Genomic DNA, 18,040 nt, shown 5'->3' with positions numbered 1-18,040 from the left:
TCAGCATCCGGCACCTGTGCCGCTCGCCCCTTCCGGCCGCGCCGCCTGAACCTCGGGCCTGTCGTTCCCCGGCACCGGCCAACAGTCCCAGCCCATGTGGCGGGGAATCGTTGGCCGGGCCAGTCTGGAAGTATCACTCAGCGGGGAGCCGCCGTCTGACGGCAGGTGAGCGGTAATGGACTGGGAAGAAGTACAGCAGGAGGAGATCGACAGCGCGATCTCCGATGTCCTGGCGGAGCCGGAAATCGTCTCAGGGATGCGCGAGGCCGGGGTTTCCGCCGATGAGCTAAAGAAGGAAATAAAGAAACGGCGAGAAGATCTGGAGTCGGCTTACTCAGCAGAATTCAGCCGTCTGCAGGATTTTGAGCAGCACGCCGAGGCCATGCAAAAAATGTTTGCCGCGGAGGCCCGGCGGGTGACACCCAGAAAGATCCTCCTATTTCTGCGCTCGCTCGGCGGGATTGCGATCAGTTTGACTGCCGCTATCGTTGCCCTTGGCCTCGGCGGGCCTATCTGGAAAATCTCCGGAATTCTTATCCTCATTGCCGTATTTTTCATCCCAGGACGTGCTGTATACAGAAAGGTCCATGGTTCGCGACGCGAGAACATCCCGGCCGCCGAGACCTCTCGGTACAGCGTGCTGATGAAGAATCGCGAGACCGCATGGGACGAGTGGCGATTCACCCTCCGAACGCGAGCAGTGTCCGGGCTACTGCGCGAGGAGATCAACCGCCGAAAGCCCTCGTATTCCCTGACTCTTGACATCAGCGACCCAAAAGGACTGGCGGAGCTTGAGGATCCACAGTTCCTCATCGCCGTGCCGGCCGTGTATGAGATCGATCAGTTGATCTCTACGATGCCCGGCGGCAGCATCGGTATATCGGGACCACGCGGCGTCGGAAAGACCACGTTGCTGCGACACTTCTGCTCCAAGGAGCATGCCCCTGTCGCGGAGTACCTGACCGAGAATCCGCCGGTCCGGGTCCTGGTCCCGGCACCGGTCAAATACGATGCGCGGGAGTTCGTCCTACTGCTCTTTTCCAGGGTGTGCGGCGCTGTCGCGCCCGAGAATATTCTGTCACAGAATCCCCGCCGAGATGACGAAGAAGGTCCTGCCGCTTACACACCTCTCGACCTTGGTATTCTGACCGCCCTCACATTCGCAGGTTGCTGGGGTGTCTTCCTGCTGATCACCTCCGTCATCGGCTGGAAACCACCGGCCAACCTCGCTCCGGCCATCATTTTGATCTTCGCTTCCTGCCTGGGTTCGGTGTTCTGGACGATCCACCGCGGGAGGCATCGGCGAGGGGCGGACGAGTTCAGCAGGATCGCGGCAGTGCACGGCAAGGACGTGGCCGAGGCTTCGGCACTGCTCCGCGGGCTGGCATACCAGCAATCGGTGTCCCGCACCTGGTCCACGGGGGTCAAGATCCCGGTCGGGCTCGAGGCGGGAGTTTCCGCGAACACGACGATGACGGAGAAGCCCATGGCATTCCCGGAAATCGTGGCACGCCTGAACGACTTCCTGAGGACACTGGCAGTCAACCGGAAAATATTCATCGGCATCGATGAGCTGGACAAGATTGACTCGGACGACCAGGTTTACCAGTTCATCAATGACATCAAGGGTATCTTCGGGCGGGAGGACTGCTTCTACCTGATATCCGTCTCGAACAATGCGATGAGCTCGTTCGAGCGACGCGGACTACCTGTTCGTGACGCATTCGACTCATCCTTGGACACCGTGGTAGATCTGCGTCCGGCCGACCTGTCCATGTCGCGAATTCTGATGCGGCGCCGCGTCATCGGAATGCCCGAGGCTTTCCTCTGCCTCTGTCACGTCATCTCCGGAGGGCTACCGCGAGACCTCATACGCGCGGCTCGGGACCTGGTCTCGCTCGCCAAAGGAAAGCAAGAATCCGGTCGCACGCTGGAGGCGCTGACCCGGGCCATGGTGCGGGCCGACCTGGCACGGAAGATCCATGCGATGGAAGTCGCCGCACAACGCATCGACTTCGAACCCAATGTCGGCCTTTTCATCTGCACCCTCCACGAGGCCCTGGACCGTGTGCCGGAACCAACTTCCGATTCCTTGCTGGACGAGGTGGATCGCATTGCGGGCGGGATTTCCTCGTCTGCGAGTGATCCTGATGCTGTGCGATCCGCTCACGAAGAGCTGAACCACCTCAGCCTGGAGGTGGCCGCCTACATCTACTTCTGCTCGACGTTGATCGGCATGTTCAACGACTCTTTGGTGCAGGAGGCGGTGGAGCGCCTTTCCTTTGGTGCTGGCGATGGCTGTCTGTCACGGCTGGCGCAGGTGCGCTCCGAATTTACCGTCAACCCCAGGCTGGCGTGGGTCACAATTTCGTCCTTCCGGAAAGCGCACGGCCTCGCGGCCAAGCCGTATCCAGAGCCGGTACCGGTGGTCGCCCGTGCCGGCTCCGGTGCACGCTGAGGTGGCGCCAGATGCCGCTGGCGATGGAGGCGAGCGTCCGAGGAACTGGTGCTACGTCCTCCGCCGCCACTCCGCCCCCTCCCACCGGTACACCAGCGGCTCCACGGCACCGCCGACCGGCTCCGCGGTGAAGGCGTACCGCATGCCCCACGTGTCCACAGCTGTGGAGACGTAGGACTTCCCGGCCGCCACAAGGGCAAGCGCCCGCTCCAGCTCTCCGGCGTCGCGCAGCCAGGCGCGCACGGGCTGGCCCAACCCGGCGACCGACCGTCTCGTAAGCCTCGCCGCCCGATCGTGCAGCCAACGCAGCGCCGAACCCGAAGAGTTCGCCCGGCACTCGCCGAGCACGATCATCGACATACCCGGGGCGTAGGCGACCGCCCGGCAGCGGACAGCGGCGCGCGGAGTCCCGGATGCGGGGGCACCCCGCCGAACGGCATCAACCTCCGGTGCCACACTCATGCCCCACCCCCTGCGTGGGGGAGCAACGCGCATGTCGTGGCTCCGCAGTTCGGAGGCTCCCCGGAAGGGGGCAAGCTCACATCCGGCTCAACCCCGCCGTGGCGAACAGCACATCCTTGATCGCCTGGCGGTCGCCGTGCTGGCCGGCGGCCGCTTCCTCCGGGGGGATGTGGCCGGCGGCGAGGCGGCAGAACTCCACGCCGTCCAGGGCGACATGGGCCACCTCGAACTCCGCCGAGCCCACCGCCGCCGGGGAGTCCAGCGGGATGAACCACTCGCCGCCCGCCGCGCCCTCGATCTCCAGGCGGAGGCTGCGGCCGGGTGTGCCCGCCGCGACCAGGTGCGGGGTCTCGCCGGGTGCGGAGCGGCCCGCGCGGCGGCGTTCGGCGAGTACGGCCGGGAGCATGCGGGCCGCGAGGTCGATCATCTTGTTCAGGTGGCGCGGGGCGGGCGGCTCGTAGGGATAGTCGACCGCCTCCGCGATGTCCTCGGCGTGCACCCAGCACTCGAAGGCGCGGTCCAGCATGGCGTCGTGCAGCGGGAGGGAGAAGTCGCCGTAGGACACCGGGAGTCCGCCCGCGTGGCTGTCCGTGAAGGCCACCGTGCGCACCAGGCTGTGGCTCTGCTCCCGCCAGGGTCCGCGCACCGAGCGGGTCGGCGGGAAGTGGGAGGTCCGCCAGAACGCCTCGGTGCGTTCCGCCGGGCCGGTCGCGTCGGCGCCCTGCGCGCCGGTGATCTCGGCCAGCGGGTCCTCCAGGCCGAGCGTGAGCGCGACCATTCCGTCCACCGACAGCAGGTGGGCGATCACACCGGCCACGGTCGTACGACGGCTTGTCGGCTCGTCGCCCGCGAACCAGCGCAGCCGTACCGGCGCGTGCCACTCGGCGTCCCCGAAGTCCTGCAGCAGGGCATCCAGCCGCGCGGCCTCGGCGTCGTACGGCGCCGCCCAGGACGGCAGCGGGATGCGCGGCGGCCGGCGGTCCAGGCAGGCCTCCAGGACGCGGGTGCGCAGCCCCGGGTCCAGGTCGAGGCTCTCCGGCTGGTGCAGCAGGCCGACCGCCTCACGCAGCCGGCGGGCCTCGTCGGCGCAGCTGCCGCAGGAGCCCAGGTGGTCCTCGACGGCCGCCGTCTCGGCCGCCGAGCAGGCGGCCAGCGCCCAGGCGCCGAGGAGCGACTTCAGGACGTCGTGCGGCAGGTCGAGCGGCACGGGCGCGAGCTCCCCCAGGTCGGCGAGGTCGGGCAGCGGGTGTCCGCCGTCCTCCACGGTGGCGCGGGGCGTCGGTGTGCGCGGCCGGTCCGGCACGGGCCCACCGGAGCCGGACGGCACCTGTCCGGAGCCGCAACCATCATCCTGACGAGGGCGTTCCCGGTCGGGCTTCTCATCCGGGCCGCCGTCATCGCCGTACCCCTCGTGGTCGTCGCACCCCTCGTGCTCGTCGTGCGCCTCGAACCGGTCCGCTCCGCTCACACCGCACCCCCGTGTCCCGGAGGCATTCCGGCGTCGTAGGCGGTGGAGAGCAGTTGCAGGCCGAGGCGGAGCCGGCGGCGGGCCTCGTCCTCGGTGACGCCGAGGTCGACGGCGGTCTGGCGGTAGTCGCGGCGCTGGAAGTAGGCCAGTTCGAGCGCGGCGCGCAGGGGGGCGGGCATGGAGTGGACGATGAAGTCGGCGCGGGCGGCGACCGAGGCGCGGCGCACCTTGCGCTCCAGCTCCGCCGTTTCCTCCGGGGCGGCGCCGGCCTCCCGGGGCAGCGCGGCGGTCTCGCTGTCGCGCAGCCGCTGCACCGCGAGCCGGTGGGTCACGCCGGCCACCCAGGAGCGCAGCGGGCCCTGTTGGGGGTCGTAGCTCTCGGGGTGCTCCCAGACGTGGGCGAAGACCTCGCGGGTGACGGTGTCGGCGGCCTTCTCGTCGCCGAGGACGCGATGGGCGAGGTTGTGCACGAGCGAGGCGAATCTGTCGTACAGCTCGCCCAGGGCGGCCGCCTCACCGCGGGCGAGCCGCTGCTGCATCGTGCGGTCCCAGCGGGGTGGTACGTCCTTCTTGGCCATGCGGTCCCCTCCCCTCACCCGTGCTCCGGCCCGTCCAGCGTGTCTGCACCGTCTCCTCGAATGTAGTCGGCACCTCTGACAGCGCACGCCCCTTCCTGACAATGCACGCCCCTCGAGGTATCGCTGGTGATAGTGCCCTCTTCACACAACCTTCACGCGAGAAGCGGGCATCTCTGACGCATCTCCGATCGAACTCGATCGATAGTGACCGAAACAAGCCCCTTGTCGATCACGTCCGGTTTGCTGCACGACGTTTCAGGGAACCGCCGCTGGGCAGCCGCGCGGAAGCAAGCGTAGGAGCCGCTTCCGCTTCCAGGCGGCTCCCGCGATTCCGAGAGTTCCGGCGAGCGGAGGGGCATGGCCGTGACAATCAACGTGACCGGCGTCGAACAGGGCGAGTGGGCCGTCCTGCGGGTGTCCGGCGAACTGGACCTGATGACTTCACCGGTGCTGCGCCAGCGGGTGCACGACGCCGTCGCCGACGGGCACCACAGCCTCGTCGTGGACCTCTCCGAGGTGTTCTTCTGCGACTCCAGCGGGGTCGGCGTCCTCATCGCCGCCCGCCGGCTGATCCGCTCCTGTCAGGGCCGGCTGCGACTGATCCTGCCGGACCGGGGCGCCGTCGACGGCTCCCATGTCAACCGGGTCCTCGGCGCGCTCGGCGTACGCCGACTGTTCGACGTCCGTCCCGACCTCGACGCCGCCACGGCCGACGAGACGGACCCGCTGTCGGCCTGAGGCCCCGCCATGGCCCTCGCCGCGCTCGCCGCGGTCGCCGCGGTCTTCGCGACAAGCCCACACGTCTGTCCCGGAATTCCCCCGGTCTTGGCACAACCGCCGGTTTCCCGCCACCTCGCGGCCACCCGACGTCGTACGCTCCGTGCGAGATCGACCGTGCACGACCCACGCACACGTAAGGCGGCCCGAACAGACATGCCCAGCACCGAGTACGAACGCAGGATCGCCGCCCGCTTCGCCGGCTTCGACCAGGACGGCAACGGCTGGATCGACCGCGAGGACTTCAGTACGGCGGCCAAGGCGCTGCTCACCGAGTTCGCCGTGCCCGCCCGCTCCGACAAGGGGCAGGCGCTGTACGCCGGCGCGGAGGCGTTCTGGCAGGGCATGGCCGGCATCGCGGACCGTGACGGCGACCAGCGCATCACCCGCGAGGAGTTCGTCACCGGCGCGGTCAAGCGCCTGCGCGACAACCCCGCCCGCTTCGCCGAGATCGCCCGCCCCTTCCTGCACGCGGCCCTGGCGGTGGCGGACACGGACGCCGACGGCCGCATCACGGTCGCCGACACCGCTCGAGTCCTGCGGGTACTGCACGTACCGGACGCCGTGGCCACGACGACCGCCGCCGCCCTCGACACGGACGGCGACGGTGTGGTCAGCGAGACGGAGATCGTCCCGGCGTTCGCGGGCTACTTCACCATCTCCGAGTGAATACGGCGCCCCGAGCCCTCAGGCGAACACGACCGTCCGCCGCCCGTTGAGCAGAATCCGCCGCTCGGCATGCCACTTGACGGCCCGCGCCAGCGCCTGGCACTCCACATCCCGCCCGACGGCCACCAGCTGGTCAGGGGTGACATCGTGTGCCACCCGCTCGACCTCCTGCTCGATGATCGGCCCCTCGTCGAGGTCGGCCGTCACATAGTGGGCGGTCGCGCCGATCAGCTTCACGCCACGCGCGTGTGCCTGGTGGTACGGCTTGGCGCCCTTGAAACTCGGCAGGAAGGAGTGGTGGATGTTGATGATCCGGCCGCTGAGCTGCTTGCACAGGTCGTCCGACAGGACCTGCATGTAGCGGGCGAGGACGACCAGCTCGACGCCCTCCTCGCGGACGATCTCCAGCAGCCGGCCCTCGGCCTCCGCCTTGTTGTCCCTCGTCACGGGGATGTGATGGAAGGGGATGTTGTAGGAGCCCACCAGCTCCTGGAAGTCCGTGTGATTGGACACCACACCCACGATCTCCACGGGCAGCGCGCCGATCCGGGCCCGGAAGAGCAGGTCGTTCAGGCAGTGCCCGAACTTGCTGACCATGAGCACGATGCGCATCTTCGCGTCGGCCCGGTTGATCTGCCAGTCCATGTGGAACGAGTCGCCGATCGCCGCGAAGCTCGCCCGCAGCTTCTCCACCGTCACCGGCGCTTCGGCCGAGAAGTGGACGCGCATGAAGAACAGACCGGTGTCGTGGTCGCCGAACTGCTGGCTGTCCTCGATGTTGCAGCCGGTCATGAACAGATAGCTGGACACGGCGTGCACGATGCCCTGCTTGTCCGGGCAGGAGAGGGTGAGGACGTACTGGGCGGCCGGTGCGGCGGCGGGCGCGGACTGCTCATTCATGCACTACAGGTTCCCATACGGCCGCCCCGCCGTGGGCAGTCGTCCCGCAGGGCGGGACACGCCCATGAGTCCTTCTACGCGGTCCTCGTCATGATCCGCAGCACTTCCAGGGTCTTCGGTGGCGTGTCCGGATCGTCGCCGTCGCTCGCCGCGAGGCGAAGGTGCGCGTCCCGCGCCGCCCGCACCGCCTCCGGCCAGCCCTCGTGCTCGAGGTAGGCGGCGACCGGCGCGTCCGGGCCGACCTGGTGCATGATCCGCAGCACCCGCAGTACGGCGGTGTCGACGAGCGCCGCCTCCTGCGAGTCCCGGAAGATCGTGCCGACGTACTTCTCGGCGGACCAGTTGTCCAGCCAGGTGTCCTCCACCAGCCGGTACACGGCGTCGGTGACGTCGCCGTACCCGTCCACGCCGGCCAGCCAGACGTCCCGCTGGAACACCGGGTCGGAGAGCATGTGCAGCGCCGAGCGCACATTGCTGCGCCAGCGCCACCACGGCATGTCGCTTAGAGGCATGCCGCCCATGGTGAAGGAGCGACGGCCACGACGGGAAGAGTTCTCCGAACCTTGCACGGTCATCGATCGTACGTTCCTCGCCACACGCACCTCACCAGCCCCCGTAATTCACCTCCGCGTCACCTTTCGTTGACCGAGGGTCACTCCCGGGTTAGCAGTGTGAGGGAATCGTGGTCCTCCATGACCGGCAGGCGACGTACCCGCACGACCCTTCCCCACTTCTTCTCCCGGCCCGTCAGAGCCGGCGCCCTGTCCGTGGGTGCCGTGGCTCTCTGTGCGTCGCTCACCGCCGGATGCGGGGTCATCCCCGGTGCCACGGGGGGCTCCGGGGATGACCCGATCAAGGTCATGACCTGGGCGCCGGAGAACACCGACGCCACCAACAAGCCCGGCATGCCCGCGATGGCCCGGGCCTACGGCAAGTGGATCAACGACCACGGCGGCATCGACGGCCGCAAGCTGGAGATCCTGACCTGCAACGACCACAACGACAGCGTGGCCGCCGCCAAGTGCGCCCGGCAGGCCGCCGACGAGGACGTCGTGGCGGTCGTCGGCTCCTACAGCCAGTTCAGCGACTCCTACCTCGCCCCGCTGGAGGGCGCCGGCATCCCCTACATAGGCGGCTACGGCGTGACCAGCGGCGAGTTCACCGGCCAGATGTCGTACCCGGTCAACGGCGGCCAGCCCGCCCTTCTCGCCGGTCTCGGCAAGGCCCTCGCGGCCACCTGCGGAAACGTCTCCCTGGTCCGCCCCGACAGCATCGTCGGCGACCAGCTGCCCCCGCTGCTGAACTCGGGCCTGAAGGCGGGCGGGCACGCGACCGCGGAGGACGTGCTGGCTCCCGAGGACGTCACCGAGTACAGCTCCCAGTCCGACCATGCGCTGCGCGACGCGACCAGGAACGCGGCCCGCAAGGGCTGCGTGGTGCCCGCGCTCGGGGACCGCACCGACACCTTCATGGACTCCTTCCGCCGGGCCCGCGAGACCTACCCCGACGTGCGCATGGCGACCGTCCTCGGCAGCGTCGACCAGACCGTGATCAACTCCACGGGCGGGGCGTCCGGCCCGTACGAGGGGGCGTACATCACCGGCTGGTACCCGCCGGCGTCCGACGCGCGCTGGGACCAGATGAAGAAGGTGATCAACGAGGAGGCCTTCGGCGACAACCGCATCGACCCCGCGGACGCCGGAGTGCAGACCACCTGGATCGCCTACACCGTGCTGAAGGCCGTCCTGGAGAAGATCGGCTCGGGCGACGTGACCGCCGACTCCGTGCGCCGCACCCTCAGCGGCGGCCTGCACGTCTCCACCGGCGGCCTCACCCCGACCCTGAGCTGGCCCTACGAGGGCAAGCTCGCCTCCGTCGGCTTCCCGCGCCTGGTCAACGCCAACGTCACCCTCCAGGTCGTGCAGAACGGTCAGCTGGTCGCGGCCCGCACGAACATCGGCGGCACGAACGGCACCGGCGACATGACGCAGACGCTGGAGAACGCCGACGTGCGGTGACGGCGGGGCGCGTCACCGCTGGGCGCGTCACAGCTGGGTGGGCTGGCGCTCGGTCAGGCCGTACTTCTTCGCGATCGCGTTCCACAGCCCCGCCGCCTTCTGCTTCTGCTCGGTGGCGGTACCGCTCTCCCGGTTGCCGGCCTGGGCCTCGCCGGTGACCTTGGCATGGCCCTTGCGGCAGCTCTTGCGGCCGCCGCCCACCTGGTCGGCCCAGGCCGCGTAGTGGTTGTCGGCCGCGGCGGAGGCCTGCCAGGCCCTGGTCAGGGCGTCGGTGAGGGCGCCGTTGTCCGGCAGCTTGTCGACGGACAGCTTGCCGAGCCGGGTGACCAGGTCGTTGCGCTGCCTGGCCGCGTCCCGCAGGTTCGAGGCGGCGCCGTCGAGGTTGTCGCACTGCTTGACGTCGGCCACCGCCTTGATCACCGAGGCGCGGCTGCTGCCGCTGTCGGCGAGCAGCTTGTCCAGCTCGACCGCCTGCTGCCGGGCGGGGTCGCCGGCGGGCGCGGAGGAACCCTGGCCCGCGGCCGGGGAGGCAGCGGCGACCGTCTTGCTGTCGTTGCCCTTGCCGCCGCTGTCGCTGAGGAGCGCGCCGGCGCCCACGCCGATGACGACGATGCCGACGCCGATGCCCGCGATCAGCGGCACCCGCGACCGCCGCCGAGGCCGGTCGTCGTCGTGCGCCGGGTCGTACGCCGGTTGCTGCGCGCCGTACGCCGGTTGCGACTGGGCATACGACGACTGCGCCGGGGCATGCGCCTGCGCCGGGCCGGGGTAGGCGTCCGGCTGCTGGACGCGCGGCAGCTGCTGGGTGGACCCGGCCGGGCCGTCACCGCCCGCCGGGCCGCTGCGGAAGAGGTTGTCGAACTCGGCCGGCGGCTGCCGGTCCGCGCCCTGCGCCTGCGCCTGGGCGGCGTACGGCGGGATGTACTGGGTGGCCTCGGCGTCCGACGACACGGGTGCGGTCGCGGGTGCCGGGTGCTGCGGGGTGATGCCCAGGTAGCGGGTCTCCTCGCCGCCCGACTCGGGCGGCAGCGCGCCGGGCGTCACCGGCGGTATGTACTGCGTCGCCCCGTCGGCCGGCGCGGCGGCGGCCGGTACCGGCGGCAGGTACTGGGTCGCGCCCTCGGCCGGGGCGGCCGGCACGGGCGGTATGTACTGCGTGGCGCCCTCGTCGGCGGGCACGGGGGCGGCCGGGACCGGCGGTATGTACTGCGTCGCGCCGTCGGCCGCCGGCGGCAGCGCGCCGGGATGCGCGGCGGGCGGCAGCGGGGCGGCGGCCGACGGGAACTGCGGCTGATACGGCGGCTGCTGGGGCTGGTGCTGGTACGGCTCGGGTGCACCGTACGCGCCGCCCTGCCCGCCGGGGCCGTAGGCGGGCGGCTGGCCGCCGTACGACGGGGCCGGGGCGCCCTCCGGGGGGAGCGGGCCGGGGTCCGCCGCGGGCGGCTGAGCGGCCGGGGCGCCCCACTGCTGGGCCGGTGCCGGGGGCCAGCCCTGGCCCGGCTGGGACTGCTGCTGCTCGGGCCCCCAGGAACCGCCCCAGGCCTGCCCGCCGGGCGGGGCTGCGGGAGCGGGCGCGCCGGTCATGCCCGGCAGCACGGGCTCGCCTCCGTCGGAGGGCAGCACGATGCCTTCGCGCGCGGGCTGCGCCGAGGGCTCCTCGCGTTGTCCACTCTGCGTCACCGGGACTCCTACTAATGGGGGACCTTGTGAATCGTCGGCTCACGCTACCGGGTCCCCCGAGCCGGGTGCCACGCAGCTCATGGCTCGATCTCGGTCCCTGTGACGGTGGTAACACGTCACCCCGCGGAGCGCGGTGCGGTGAGCGCCGCGGGGTTGGTGGTCAAGCGGCCTGCTGGAGATCGAGGCGTGCCCCGAACTCCCGTACCACCGCCTCCTCCCGGAAGGGTTCCAGGCGCTGCTGGAGATCCTCCAGATACTCGGCGCCCCGGTTGGAGCGGAGCGTCTCCAGCAGCTCCACCGCCTTCAGGCCGGTGGTGCAGGCCTGTTCGACCTCGCGCTGCTGCACCTGGGCCGTGGCGAGCAGCACATAGCCGATGGCGCGGCGGCGGGCCCGGGACTCGGGATGCCCGGCCAGTGACTGCCCGGCGTACCGGGCCGCCTGCTCGGGCTGGCCGAGGTCGCGGTGGCAGTGCGCCAACTCGTCGGCCAGATAGGCCTCGTCGAAGTGCGCGATCCACGCCGGGTCGTCCCCGGAGGCGTCGTCCGCCTGCTCCATCGCCGTGACCGCCCGCCCGATGGACGCCTGCGCCGCGCGTGCGTCGCCGAGCAGGGCGTGCCCGCGTGCCTCGGCCGCGTGGAACATCGCCTCCACACGCGGGGTCACGTGCCCGCGCGCCCCCTCCTGCGCCGCCCGCGCCAACTGGGCGATCTCGCGCGGGTTTCCGAGCTGCGCGGCGAGGTGGCTCATGGACGCGGCCAGCACATAGCCGCCGTAACCACGGTCCCCGGCGGCCTGGGCGAGGCGCAGCGACTGGATGTAGTACCGCTGGGCCAGGCCCGGTTGGCCGGTGTCCACCGCCATGTAGCCCGCCAGCTCGGTCAACCGGGCGACGGCGGCGAAGAGTTCCCGCCCGACCGCCTCCCGGTACGAGCCCGCGAGCAGCCCGGAGACGACGCTGTTGAGGTAGTGCACGACGACCGGGCGGACATGCCCGCTGCCGAACTGGTGGTCCAGATCGGTCAGCGCCTGCGTCATGGACCGCACGGCCGCCACGTCGGCCGGGCCCACGCGCGGGCCCGCCTGCCGGGCCACCTGGGCGTCCGGCGCGGAGATCAGCCAGTCGCGGCTGGGCTCGACCAGCGCGGAGGCGGCGACGGAGGAGCCGGACAGGAAGTCCCGGCGCCCCACGTCGCTGCGCCACAGCTCGCAGACCTGCTCGATGGCCCCCAGTACCGTCGGCGAGAACTGGAGACCGACTCCCGAGGCGAGGTTCTTGCCGTTGGCCATGCCGATCTCGTCGATCGTGACCGTACGGCCGAGCTTGCGCCCGAGCGCCTCCGCGATGATCGCCGGGGCCCGGCCCCGCGGCTGCTGCCCGCGCAGCCAGCGGGCCACGGACGTCTTGTCGTAGCGCAGGTCGAGACCGTGCTCGGCGCCGCACATGTTGACCCGCCGGGCCAGCCCGGCGTTCGAGCACCCCGCTTCCTGGATGAGTGCCTGCAGCCGTTCGTTCGGCTGCCTCGCCACGAGAGGCCTTGCGGCCATGTACTACCCCCTGCGGTGCGTTGCGATCCCCGGTGGAAAGATCACTGCCCAGCTGACAAACCGTCAATGCGCGGCATGTACGGTTTGCCGGGGTAAAGGCGGATGCCAGCCCCCTCCCTGGCTACCCACCTCACGCCCTGCTTCCTCCCACGCGCCCCCGGACGTGCACCCATGCGCCCCGACTGCGGAACCCATGCTCCACCCCCGCGCGCGCTACGGCCGTAACTCCAGGTGGGCGTGGGAGTTGAGTGGAGCGTGGAAGAGACGATCGCGGGCGCCGAGAACAGTCAGATTGCCGGTCAGATTCCGCAGCAGCGCGGGGAATCGCTGCTGGAGACCGCCGTACGGTACGCCGAGGAGCGGCACTGGGACGTGTTCCCGGGGGCCTGGCTGGAACCCGTCGACGGGATGCAGCGCTGCTCGTGCGGCGAGGCCTCCTGCCCTGCGCCGGGTGCGCACCCCACGCGCCCCGACTGGGCGACCCAGGCGACCGGCAGTGCGACCGTCGCGCGCCGGATGTGGCAGAAGCAGCCGACCGCGTCGATCCTGCTGCCGACGGGACGGACCTTCGACGCGCTGTCCGTCCCGGAGAGCGCGGGGTTCCTGGCGCTGGCCCGGATGGAGCGGATGGAGCTGACGCTGGGGCCGGTGACGCTGGCTCCGGACCGACGGATGCAGTTCTTCGTGCTGCCGGGGGCGTCGGTGAAGGTGCCGGAACTGGTACGGAAGCTGGGGTGGACGCTTTCGTCGCTGGATCTGATGGCGCTGGGCGAGGGGTCGTACGTGGCCGCTCCACCGACTCGGTTCGGGTCTCGTGGTGCCGTGCAGTGGGCGCGTCGGCCTACGCCGGCGAATCGGTGGCTGCCGGATGCGGAGGAGTTGATCTCGCCGTTGGCGTATGCGTGCGGTCGGGATCGGTAGCCGGTTCGCCTCTTCGTCTGCCTGGTTGGTGATTCGTCGGCGAGTGCGGGTGAGGGGTGAGTTACTCGCGCCCACGCGGCGGAGCCGCATATCGATACAGCCCCGCGCCCCTTCGGGCGCTCAATCCTCGAGCAAGTCATCAAGAAACGGCGACACCGCTGCCCGCCACGCCGTCGGCTGGTCGTAATGGGCCAGGTGACCCGCGTCCGGTACCTCCGCGTACTCGCCCTTCGGCAGCACCCGGACCATCTCCTGGGCCTCCGCTCGGCCCAGTTCGCCGTCCAGGCCTCGTACGACCAGGGTGGGGCACTGGACCTGGGCCAGTTCCTCCCAGTGGGCGTCGTACACCCAGGTCTCGCGGGAGCTGAGCATCTGGTCGGGTTCGAAGACGGGACGCCAGCCGTCGGGGGACTCGTGCATGACCTCGGCGTAGAAGGCGCCGCGGGCCGGGTTCGGGCGTTCCACCCAGGGGTCGTCCTCGCCGAACCACTTGCGGACGTCGGCGAGCGTGGCGAAGGGGACGGGCCAGGAGCGGAACCAGTCGGCCCACTCGCGCTGCGAGGCCGCGCCGAGCGCGGAGGCCCGCATGTCGCAGATGATCAGGCCCCGCACCAGGTCGGGGCGCTTGGCGGCGAGCTGCCAGGCGGTCAGCGCGCCCATGGCGTGGCCGATGAGGACGGCGGGGGCGAGGCCGAGCTGTTCGAGGGCGGCCTCGGCGTCCTCGACGTAGGCCTCACGCGTGAAGGCGGCCTGTGGGGGTTTGCCGCTCTGGCCGTGCCCGCGCTGGTCGAGCGCGACCGCGCGGTGGCGGGCGGCCAGCCAGCGGGCCGTCGGCGCCCAGTGGGAGGCGCGGCCCATCAGGCCGTGGAGTAACAGCACGCCCGGAGCGCCGGGCTCCGCCTCCCCCCGGTCCGGGTCCGTCTCCGGGTCCGTCTTGGGAGGGTCGGCGAACTCCCAGGCGGCCAGGCGCACACCGCCCGCTCCCGTCACGTCCATACGCCGTGCCATGGGCCTGGCACCCCCCAGCTCCGCCTGCCTCGTACCGGTGTACTGCCGTACTCGCTCGTACTCGCCGCTGTCGCTGTCGTGCTCGTCGCTGTCGTGCTTGTTGCCGTGCTCGCTCCGCCGCAGATTATCGAATGCCCATTCGAAAAAGGCGTCTCCGCGGACAACACCCCTCATTCGAGTGACACCCCTCAAGGAATGATCGCCGTCGCCCAGGGGATCTTTCAGGCGGGAGGCGGACCGCTCGGGGAAAAACGGTCCGAGGGGGATGACCCTGAGAGCTCGGGGCTCCGGGTCAGCACAGGGGAGGACAGGCCCCGGCGTCGTAAGACGCCGGGGCCCTCGCCGTTCAGCGCTTGGCGACGAACACGTGGGAGGCGACGTCCGCCTCCAGCTCGGCCGCCTCGCCACCGCTGCCGACCAGCACACCGCCGGCCGACTCGGTCACGCTCACCACGGAGCCGGGCTGCACGCCCGCGCGCCGCAGCGTGTACATCAGCTGGGCGTCGGTCTGGATCGGCTCGCCGATCCGGCGGACGACGACCGTCTTGCCGTCCGTGCCCGGGTCGAGGTCGGCCAGCGAGACCATGCCCTCGTCCAGGAACGGGATGGCGCCGTCCTTCTCGCCCAGCTCCTCCAGACCCGGGATCGGGTTGCCGTACGGCGACTCGGTCGGGTGCCGCAGCAGCTCCAGCACACGGCGCTCCACGGCCTCGCTCATCACGTGCTCCCAGCGGCACGCCTCCGCGTGGACCTGCTCCCACTCCAGGCCGATCACGTCGACGAGCAGGCACTCCGCGAGGCGGTGCTTGCGCATCACGCGCGTGGCGAGCCTCCTGCCCTCGTCCGTCAGCTCCAGGTGGCGGTCGCTGGCCACGGAGACCAGGCCGTCGCGCTCCATACGCGCCACCGTCTGGCTCACCGTCGGCCCGCTCTGGTCGAGCCGCTCCGCGATGCGGGCGCGCATGGGCACGACGCCTTCCTCTTCGAGCTCGAGGATGGTGCGGAGATACATCTCCGTGGTGTCGATCAGTCCGGACATACGTGCCCCTCGATTACCTCTGCCGGCAGCCCGGCGCGTGCGCTGACCCTGCCACCAATTCTGCCGGATCCCACTGACAAGCGGGGGCCTCCGGCGGAACGGGCCGGTACGGGGACCACCGTAGGGGCTCTGGCCGTCGCCGGGTGCGGGTCCTTCGGGCGCTCCCGCCGCCGTATTGACACCGCACTGGTCCAGACCGCACGGTGATCCGCGACACAGACGTTGCGAAGGGGCACCGCATGAGCGACGGCACGCCTGCCGACCTGTTCTTCGACGCCGCCATCAACCTGCTGCGGCGGGTCCGCGAGGAGGAGGCCGAGTCCATCCGGGCGGCCGGCACCCTGCTCGCCGACACCGTCGCGGCCGGCGGCCGCCTGTTCGCCTTCGGCGCCGGGCACTCCTCGCTGGCCGCGCAGGACGTCGTCTACCGCGCCGGCGGACTCGCCCTGATGAACCTGCTCGCCGTACCCGGCGTCGTCGGCGTCGACGTCACCCCGGCCACCCTCGGCTCCGCCCTCGAACGCGTCGACGGCCTCGCGAGCGCCGTCCTCGACACCTCCCCGGTCCGCGCCGGCGACGCCCTGGTGATCATCTCCCTCTCCGGCCGCAACGCCCTGCCCGTGGAGATGGCCGTCAACGCGCGCGCCCTCGGCGTGAAGGTCATCGGCGTGACGTCGGTGGCGTACGCCTCGGAGACCACGTCGCGGCACACCTCGGGCACCTTCCTGAAGGACCACTGCGACATCGTCCTCGACTCGAAGATCGCCGTCGGCGACGCGGAACTCACCCTCGACACCATCCCCGCCCCCTTCGCCCCCGCCTCCACGGTGGTCACCACCGCCCTCATGCAGGCCGTCATGGCGACCACCGCAGCCACCCTGGCCGAGCGCGGCATCGAGCCCCCGCTCCTGCGCTCCGGGAACGTCGACGGCGGCCACGAGTGGAACGGCCGGGTGATGCGGGAGTACGGCGAGCGGATCTTCTACCGGCGCTGAGGGCCGGCAGAGCCCTCCTCGTCGCGCGCCGCGTCCGCCAGGTCCAGCGCCGCCGCTATGCGGACCGCGACGTCCTCGGCGTAGGCCGTGTCAAAGCGTTCGAAGCGGGTGCGGCCTGATCCGCGCAGGAAGGTCACCACGCCGAGCGTGCGCCCCCGGCTGCGCAGCACCGCGCACAGGGCGTGCACCGCGTCGTCGGGCCACTGCCGGGCCAGCGCCCACTGCCGCGCCAGCTCCGCCGGGACCGATCCGGCGTCCGCGCGCACACTGCCGGACCGCTCCACGCACTGCACCGCCGGATGCCCGGGCGCGTAGCGCACGGGCAGCCCGGCCGCGCCGGTGAGCACGCTCGGCCCCGGCGCCTCGGCTGGCGTCGCGGCCAGCCGCACCAGCCGTACCTCGGACTCCTCACCGCCCGCGCGCGGGGGCGGAGCAACGCGGTCGATCAGGGCGTGATCGGCGAAACCGGCCAGCGCGAAGTCCAGGTGGACGGTGGCCGCCTCGACCGGGTCCTCGCACTCGCAGGCGGCGCGGGCCGCGCGGTGCAGCTGGTTGGTACGGAAACGCAGCAGGGACGCCTCCTGCTCGCCCTGCTTGGCCTCGGTGACGTCCTGGAAAAGCCAGCCCACCCCGAGCGGCACCGGCTCCTCCGCCAGCGGCGAGGCCAGCCGTACGAAGCCGCTGCGCCAGCAACGCCGCTTCTCGCCCTCCGGCGTGCGCACGCTCACCCACATCTCGGCGGGCGCGGGCGGCGCACCCTCGGCCAGGACATGGGTGAGCGCGGCCTCCAGCTCCTCCACGCCCAGCGCGAGCAGCTCACCGAGCGGCCGGCCCAGCGCCGACGTACGCCCGATGCCGAGCGCGCGGGCCGCGTGCGCGTTCACCACGGCCGGCCGCAGATCGGCGTCGATGAGGACGACGCCCCAGGCCGCGTCCTCGAACAGCGCCTCGCTCAACGCGATCGACCGCTCCAGATCGATCTGCGCGTGCACCTCGCTGAACGCGCAGTACAGCCCGGCGGGCTTGCCGTCAGGACCGCGTACGGCGGCCGACTGGGTGCGTACGAGCACCCGCCCACCGTCCTTCGTGACCAGCGCGAACTCGTGCACCTGCCGGCCCGACGCATGCATGGCCGCCATCAGCCGGGACTGGACCTCCTCGACGTCGGCGCTGCGCACCGCCCACCCGGCGAACCCGTGCCGCCCGACCGCCTCGGCGGCCGTCCAGCCGAGGATCCGCTCGGCCTCCCGGTTCCAGTGCGTGACGACCCCGTCGGCGTCGAAGGCGCACAACGCCGCGTCCATGCCGTCGAGCAGGGCCGCGAGCAGGTCGGAGTTCCCGGACTCACCGGAATCGCCGGACTCACCCGGCTCGCCGGGCTCGTCCGGTCCCAGCTCGTCGGTGGTCCCACTCCGCCGGGAAGCACTCACCTGGACCCCCTGGAGACTGCGTCGGCGCCGGTACGGCGCGCGATTCGCTCACTGCCCATCATTCAACTGGAACGTGACACAGCCCACACCC

16 protein-coding genes are annotated in these 18,040 nt (G+C 70.9%); 6 read left to right on the top strand and 10 right to left on the bottom strand.

From position 1 onward, the window contains the following. The first annotated feature begins 175 nt into the window (after positions 1–175). Positions 176–2,458, top strand: coding sequence for a hypothetical protein (locus tag ACH47Z_RS24110; RefSeq protein ID WP_399076900.1), 2,283 nt, complete (start codon positions 176–178; stop codon positions 2,456–2,458). A gap of 51 nt (positions 2,459–2,509) precedes the next feature. Here the strand turns inward: ACH47Z_RS24110 and ACH47Z_RS24105 are convergent, their stop codons facing one another. From ACH47Z_RS24105 to ACH47Z_RS24095, 3 genes are all read right to left on the bottom strand, one after another. Beyond that, positions 2,510–2,818, bottom strand: coding sequence for a hypothetical protein (locus ACH47Z_RS24105; protein WP_399076898.1), 309 nt, complete (start codon positions 2,816–2,818; stop codon positions 2,510–2,512). A gap of 178 nt (positions 2,819–2,996) precedes the next feature. Then, the gene (locus tag ACH47Z_RS24100) at positions 2,997–4,388 is read right to left on the bottom strand and encodes a zf-HC2 domain-containing protein (RefSeq protein WP_399076897.1); all 1,392 of its coding nucleotides are present in this window, start codon (positions 4,386–4,388) and stop codon (positions 2,997–2,999) included. Beyond that, positions 4,385–4,966 (bottom strand): RNA polymerase sigma factor, encoded by a 582-nt coding sequence (locus ACH47Z_RS24095; RefSeq protein WP_399076895.1) that lies wholly within the window; start codon positions 4,964–4,966, stop codon positions 4,385–4,387. Before ACH47Z_RS24095 ends, ACH47Z_RS24100 begins: the two co-directional genes overlap by 4 nt. A 357-nt stretch (positions 4,967–5,323) precedes the next feature. Here ACH47Z_RS24095 and ACH47Z_RS24090 point away from each other — a divergent pair, with 357 nt between their 5' ends. Then, entirely contained in the window at positions 5,324–5,704 is a 381-nt protein-coding gene (locus ACH47Z_RS24090; RefSeq protein ID WP_399076893.1) for an STAS domain-containing protein, read from the top strand. A 195-nt stretch (positions 5,705–5,899) separates the two neighbouring features. Then, positions 5,900–6,412 (top strand): EF-hand domain-containing protein, encoded by a 513-nt coding sequence (locus ACH47Z_RS24085; protein ID WP_399076891.1) that lies wholly within the window; start codon positions 5,900–5,902, stop codon positions 6,410–6,412. A gap of 18 nt (positions 6,413–6,430) precedes the next feature. Here the strand turns inward: ACH47Z_RS24085 and purU are convergent, their stop codons facing one another. Continuing rightward, positions 6,431–7,312, bottom strand: coding sequence for a formyltetrahydrofolate deformylase (gene purU / locus ACH47Z_RS24080; protein ID WP_399076889.1), 882 nt, complete (start codon positions 7,310–7,312; stop codon positions 6,431–6,433). A gap of 74 nt (positions 7,313–7,386) precedes the next feature. After that, the gene (locus ACH47Z_RS24075) at positions 7,387–7,887 is read right to left on the bottom strand and encodes a hypothetical protein (RefSeq protein ID WP_399076887.1); all 501 of its coding nucleotides are present in this window, start codon (positions 7,885–7,887) and stop codon (positions 7,387–7,389) included. 117 nt (positions 7,888–8,004) lie between these two features. Between ACH47Z_RS24075 and ACH47Z_RS24070 the strand changes: the two genes are divergently transcribed. After that, on the top strand, positions 8,005–9,330 hold the full coding sequence (locus ACH47Z_RS24070; RefSeq protein WP_399076885.1) for an ABC transporter substrate-binding protein: 1,326 nt from the start codon (positions 8,005–8,007) through the stop codon (positions 9,328–9,330). 27 nt (positions 9,331–9,357) lie between these two features. On the opposite strand, the gene ACH47Z_RS24065 is transcribed toward ACH47Z_RS24070, so the two are convergent. After that, positions 9,358–11,010: a hypothetical protein gene (locus tag ACH47Z_RS24065; protein WP_399076883.1), complete on the bottom strand. Its 1,653-nt coding sequence runs from the start codon at positions 11,008–11,010 to the stop codon at positions 9,358–9,360. A 160-nt stretch (positions 11,011–11,170) separates the two neighbouring features. After that, positions 11,171–12,556: a transcriptional regulator gene (locus tag ACH47Z_RS24060; protein ID WP_399076881.1), complete on the bottom strand. Its 1,386-nt coding sequence runs from the start codon at positions 12,554–12,556 to the stop codon at positions 11,171–11,173. Between the two features lie 255 nt (positions 12,557–12,811). Here ACH47Z_RS24060 and ACH47Z_RS24055 point away from each other — a divergent pair, with 255 nt between their 5' ends. Further along, positions 12,812–13,477 carry a bifunctional DNA primase/polymerase gene (locus ACH47Z_RS24055; protein WP_399076879.1) on the top strand — a complete coding sequence of 222 codons (666 nt, stop codon included), beginning with the start codon at positions 12,812–12,814 and terminating at the stop codon, positions 13,475–13,477. A 120-nt stretch (positions 13,478–13,597) separates the two neighbouring features. Here ACH47Z_RS24055 and ACH47Z_RS24050 read toward each other — a convergent pair whose 3' ends face one another. Both ACH47Z_RS24050 and ACH47Z_RS24045 read right to left on the bottom strand, forming a co-directional pair. Next, entirely contained in the window at positions 13,598–14,485 is an 888-nt protein-coding gene (locus ACH47Z_RS24050) for an alpha/beta fold hydrolase (protein ID WP_399077042.1), read from the bottom strand. Positions 14,486–14,831: 346 nt separating this feature from the next. Next, entirely contained in the window at positions 14,832–15,524 is a 693-nt protein-coding gene (locus ACH47Z_RS24045; protein ID WP_399076877.1) for a metal-dependent transcriptional regulator, read from the bottom strand. Positions 15,525–15,763: 239 nt separating this feature from the next. Here ACH47Z_RS24045 and ACH47Z_RS24040 point away from each other — a divergent pair, with 239 nt between their 5' ends. Beyond that, the gene (locus ACH47Z_RS24040) at positions 15,764–16,519 is read left to right on the top strand and encodes an SIS domain-containing protein (RefSeq protein WP_399076874.1); all 756 of its coding nucleotides are present in this window, start codon (positions 15,764–15,766) and stop codon (positions 16,517–16,519) included. Here ACH47Z_RS24040 and ACH47Z_RS24035 read toward each other — a convergent pair. Next, entirely contained in the window at positions 16,507–17,949 is a 1,443-nt protein-coding gene (locus tag ACH47Z_RS24035; protein ID WP_399076872.1) for a PAS domain-containing protein, read from the bottom strand. The two genes, ACH47Z_RS24040 and ACH47Z_RS24035, sit on opposite strands and share 13 nt — an antisense overlap. Positions 17,950–18,040: the final 91 nt, after the last annotated feature.

This window comes from Streptomyces sp. NPDC020192, from assembly GCF_044388685.1.
Classification (GTDB): Bacteria; Actinomycetota; Actinomycetes; order Streptomycetales; family Streptomycetaceae; genus Streptomyces.
This window is presented reverse-complemented; position numbering and strand designations above follow the sequence as displayed.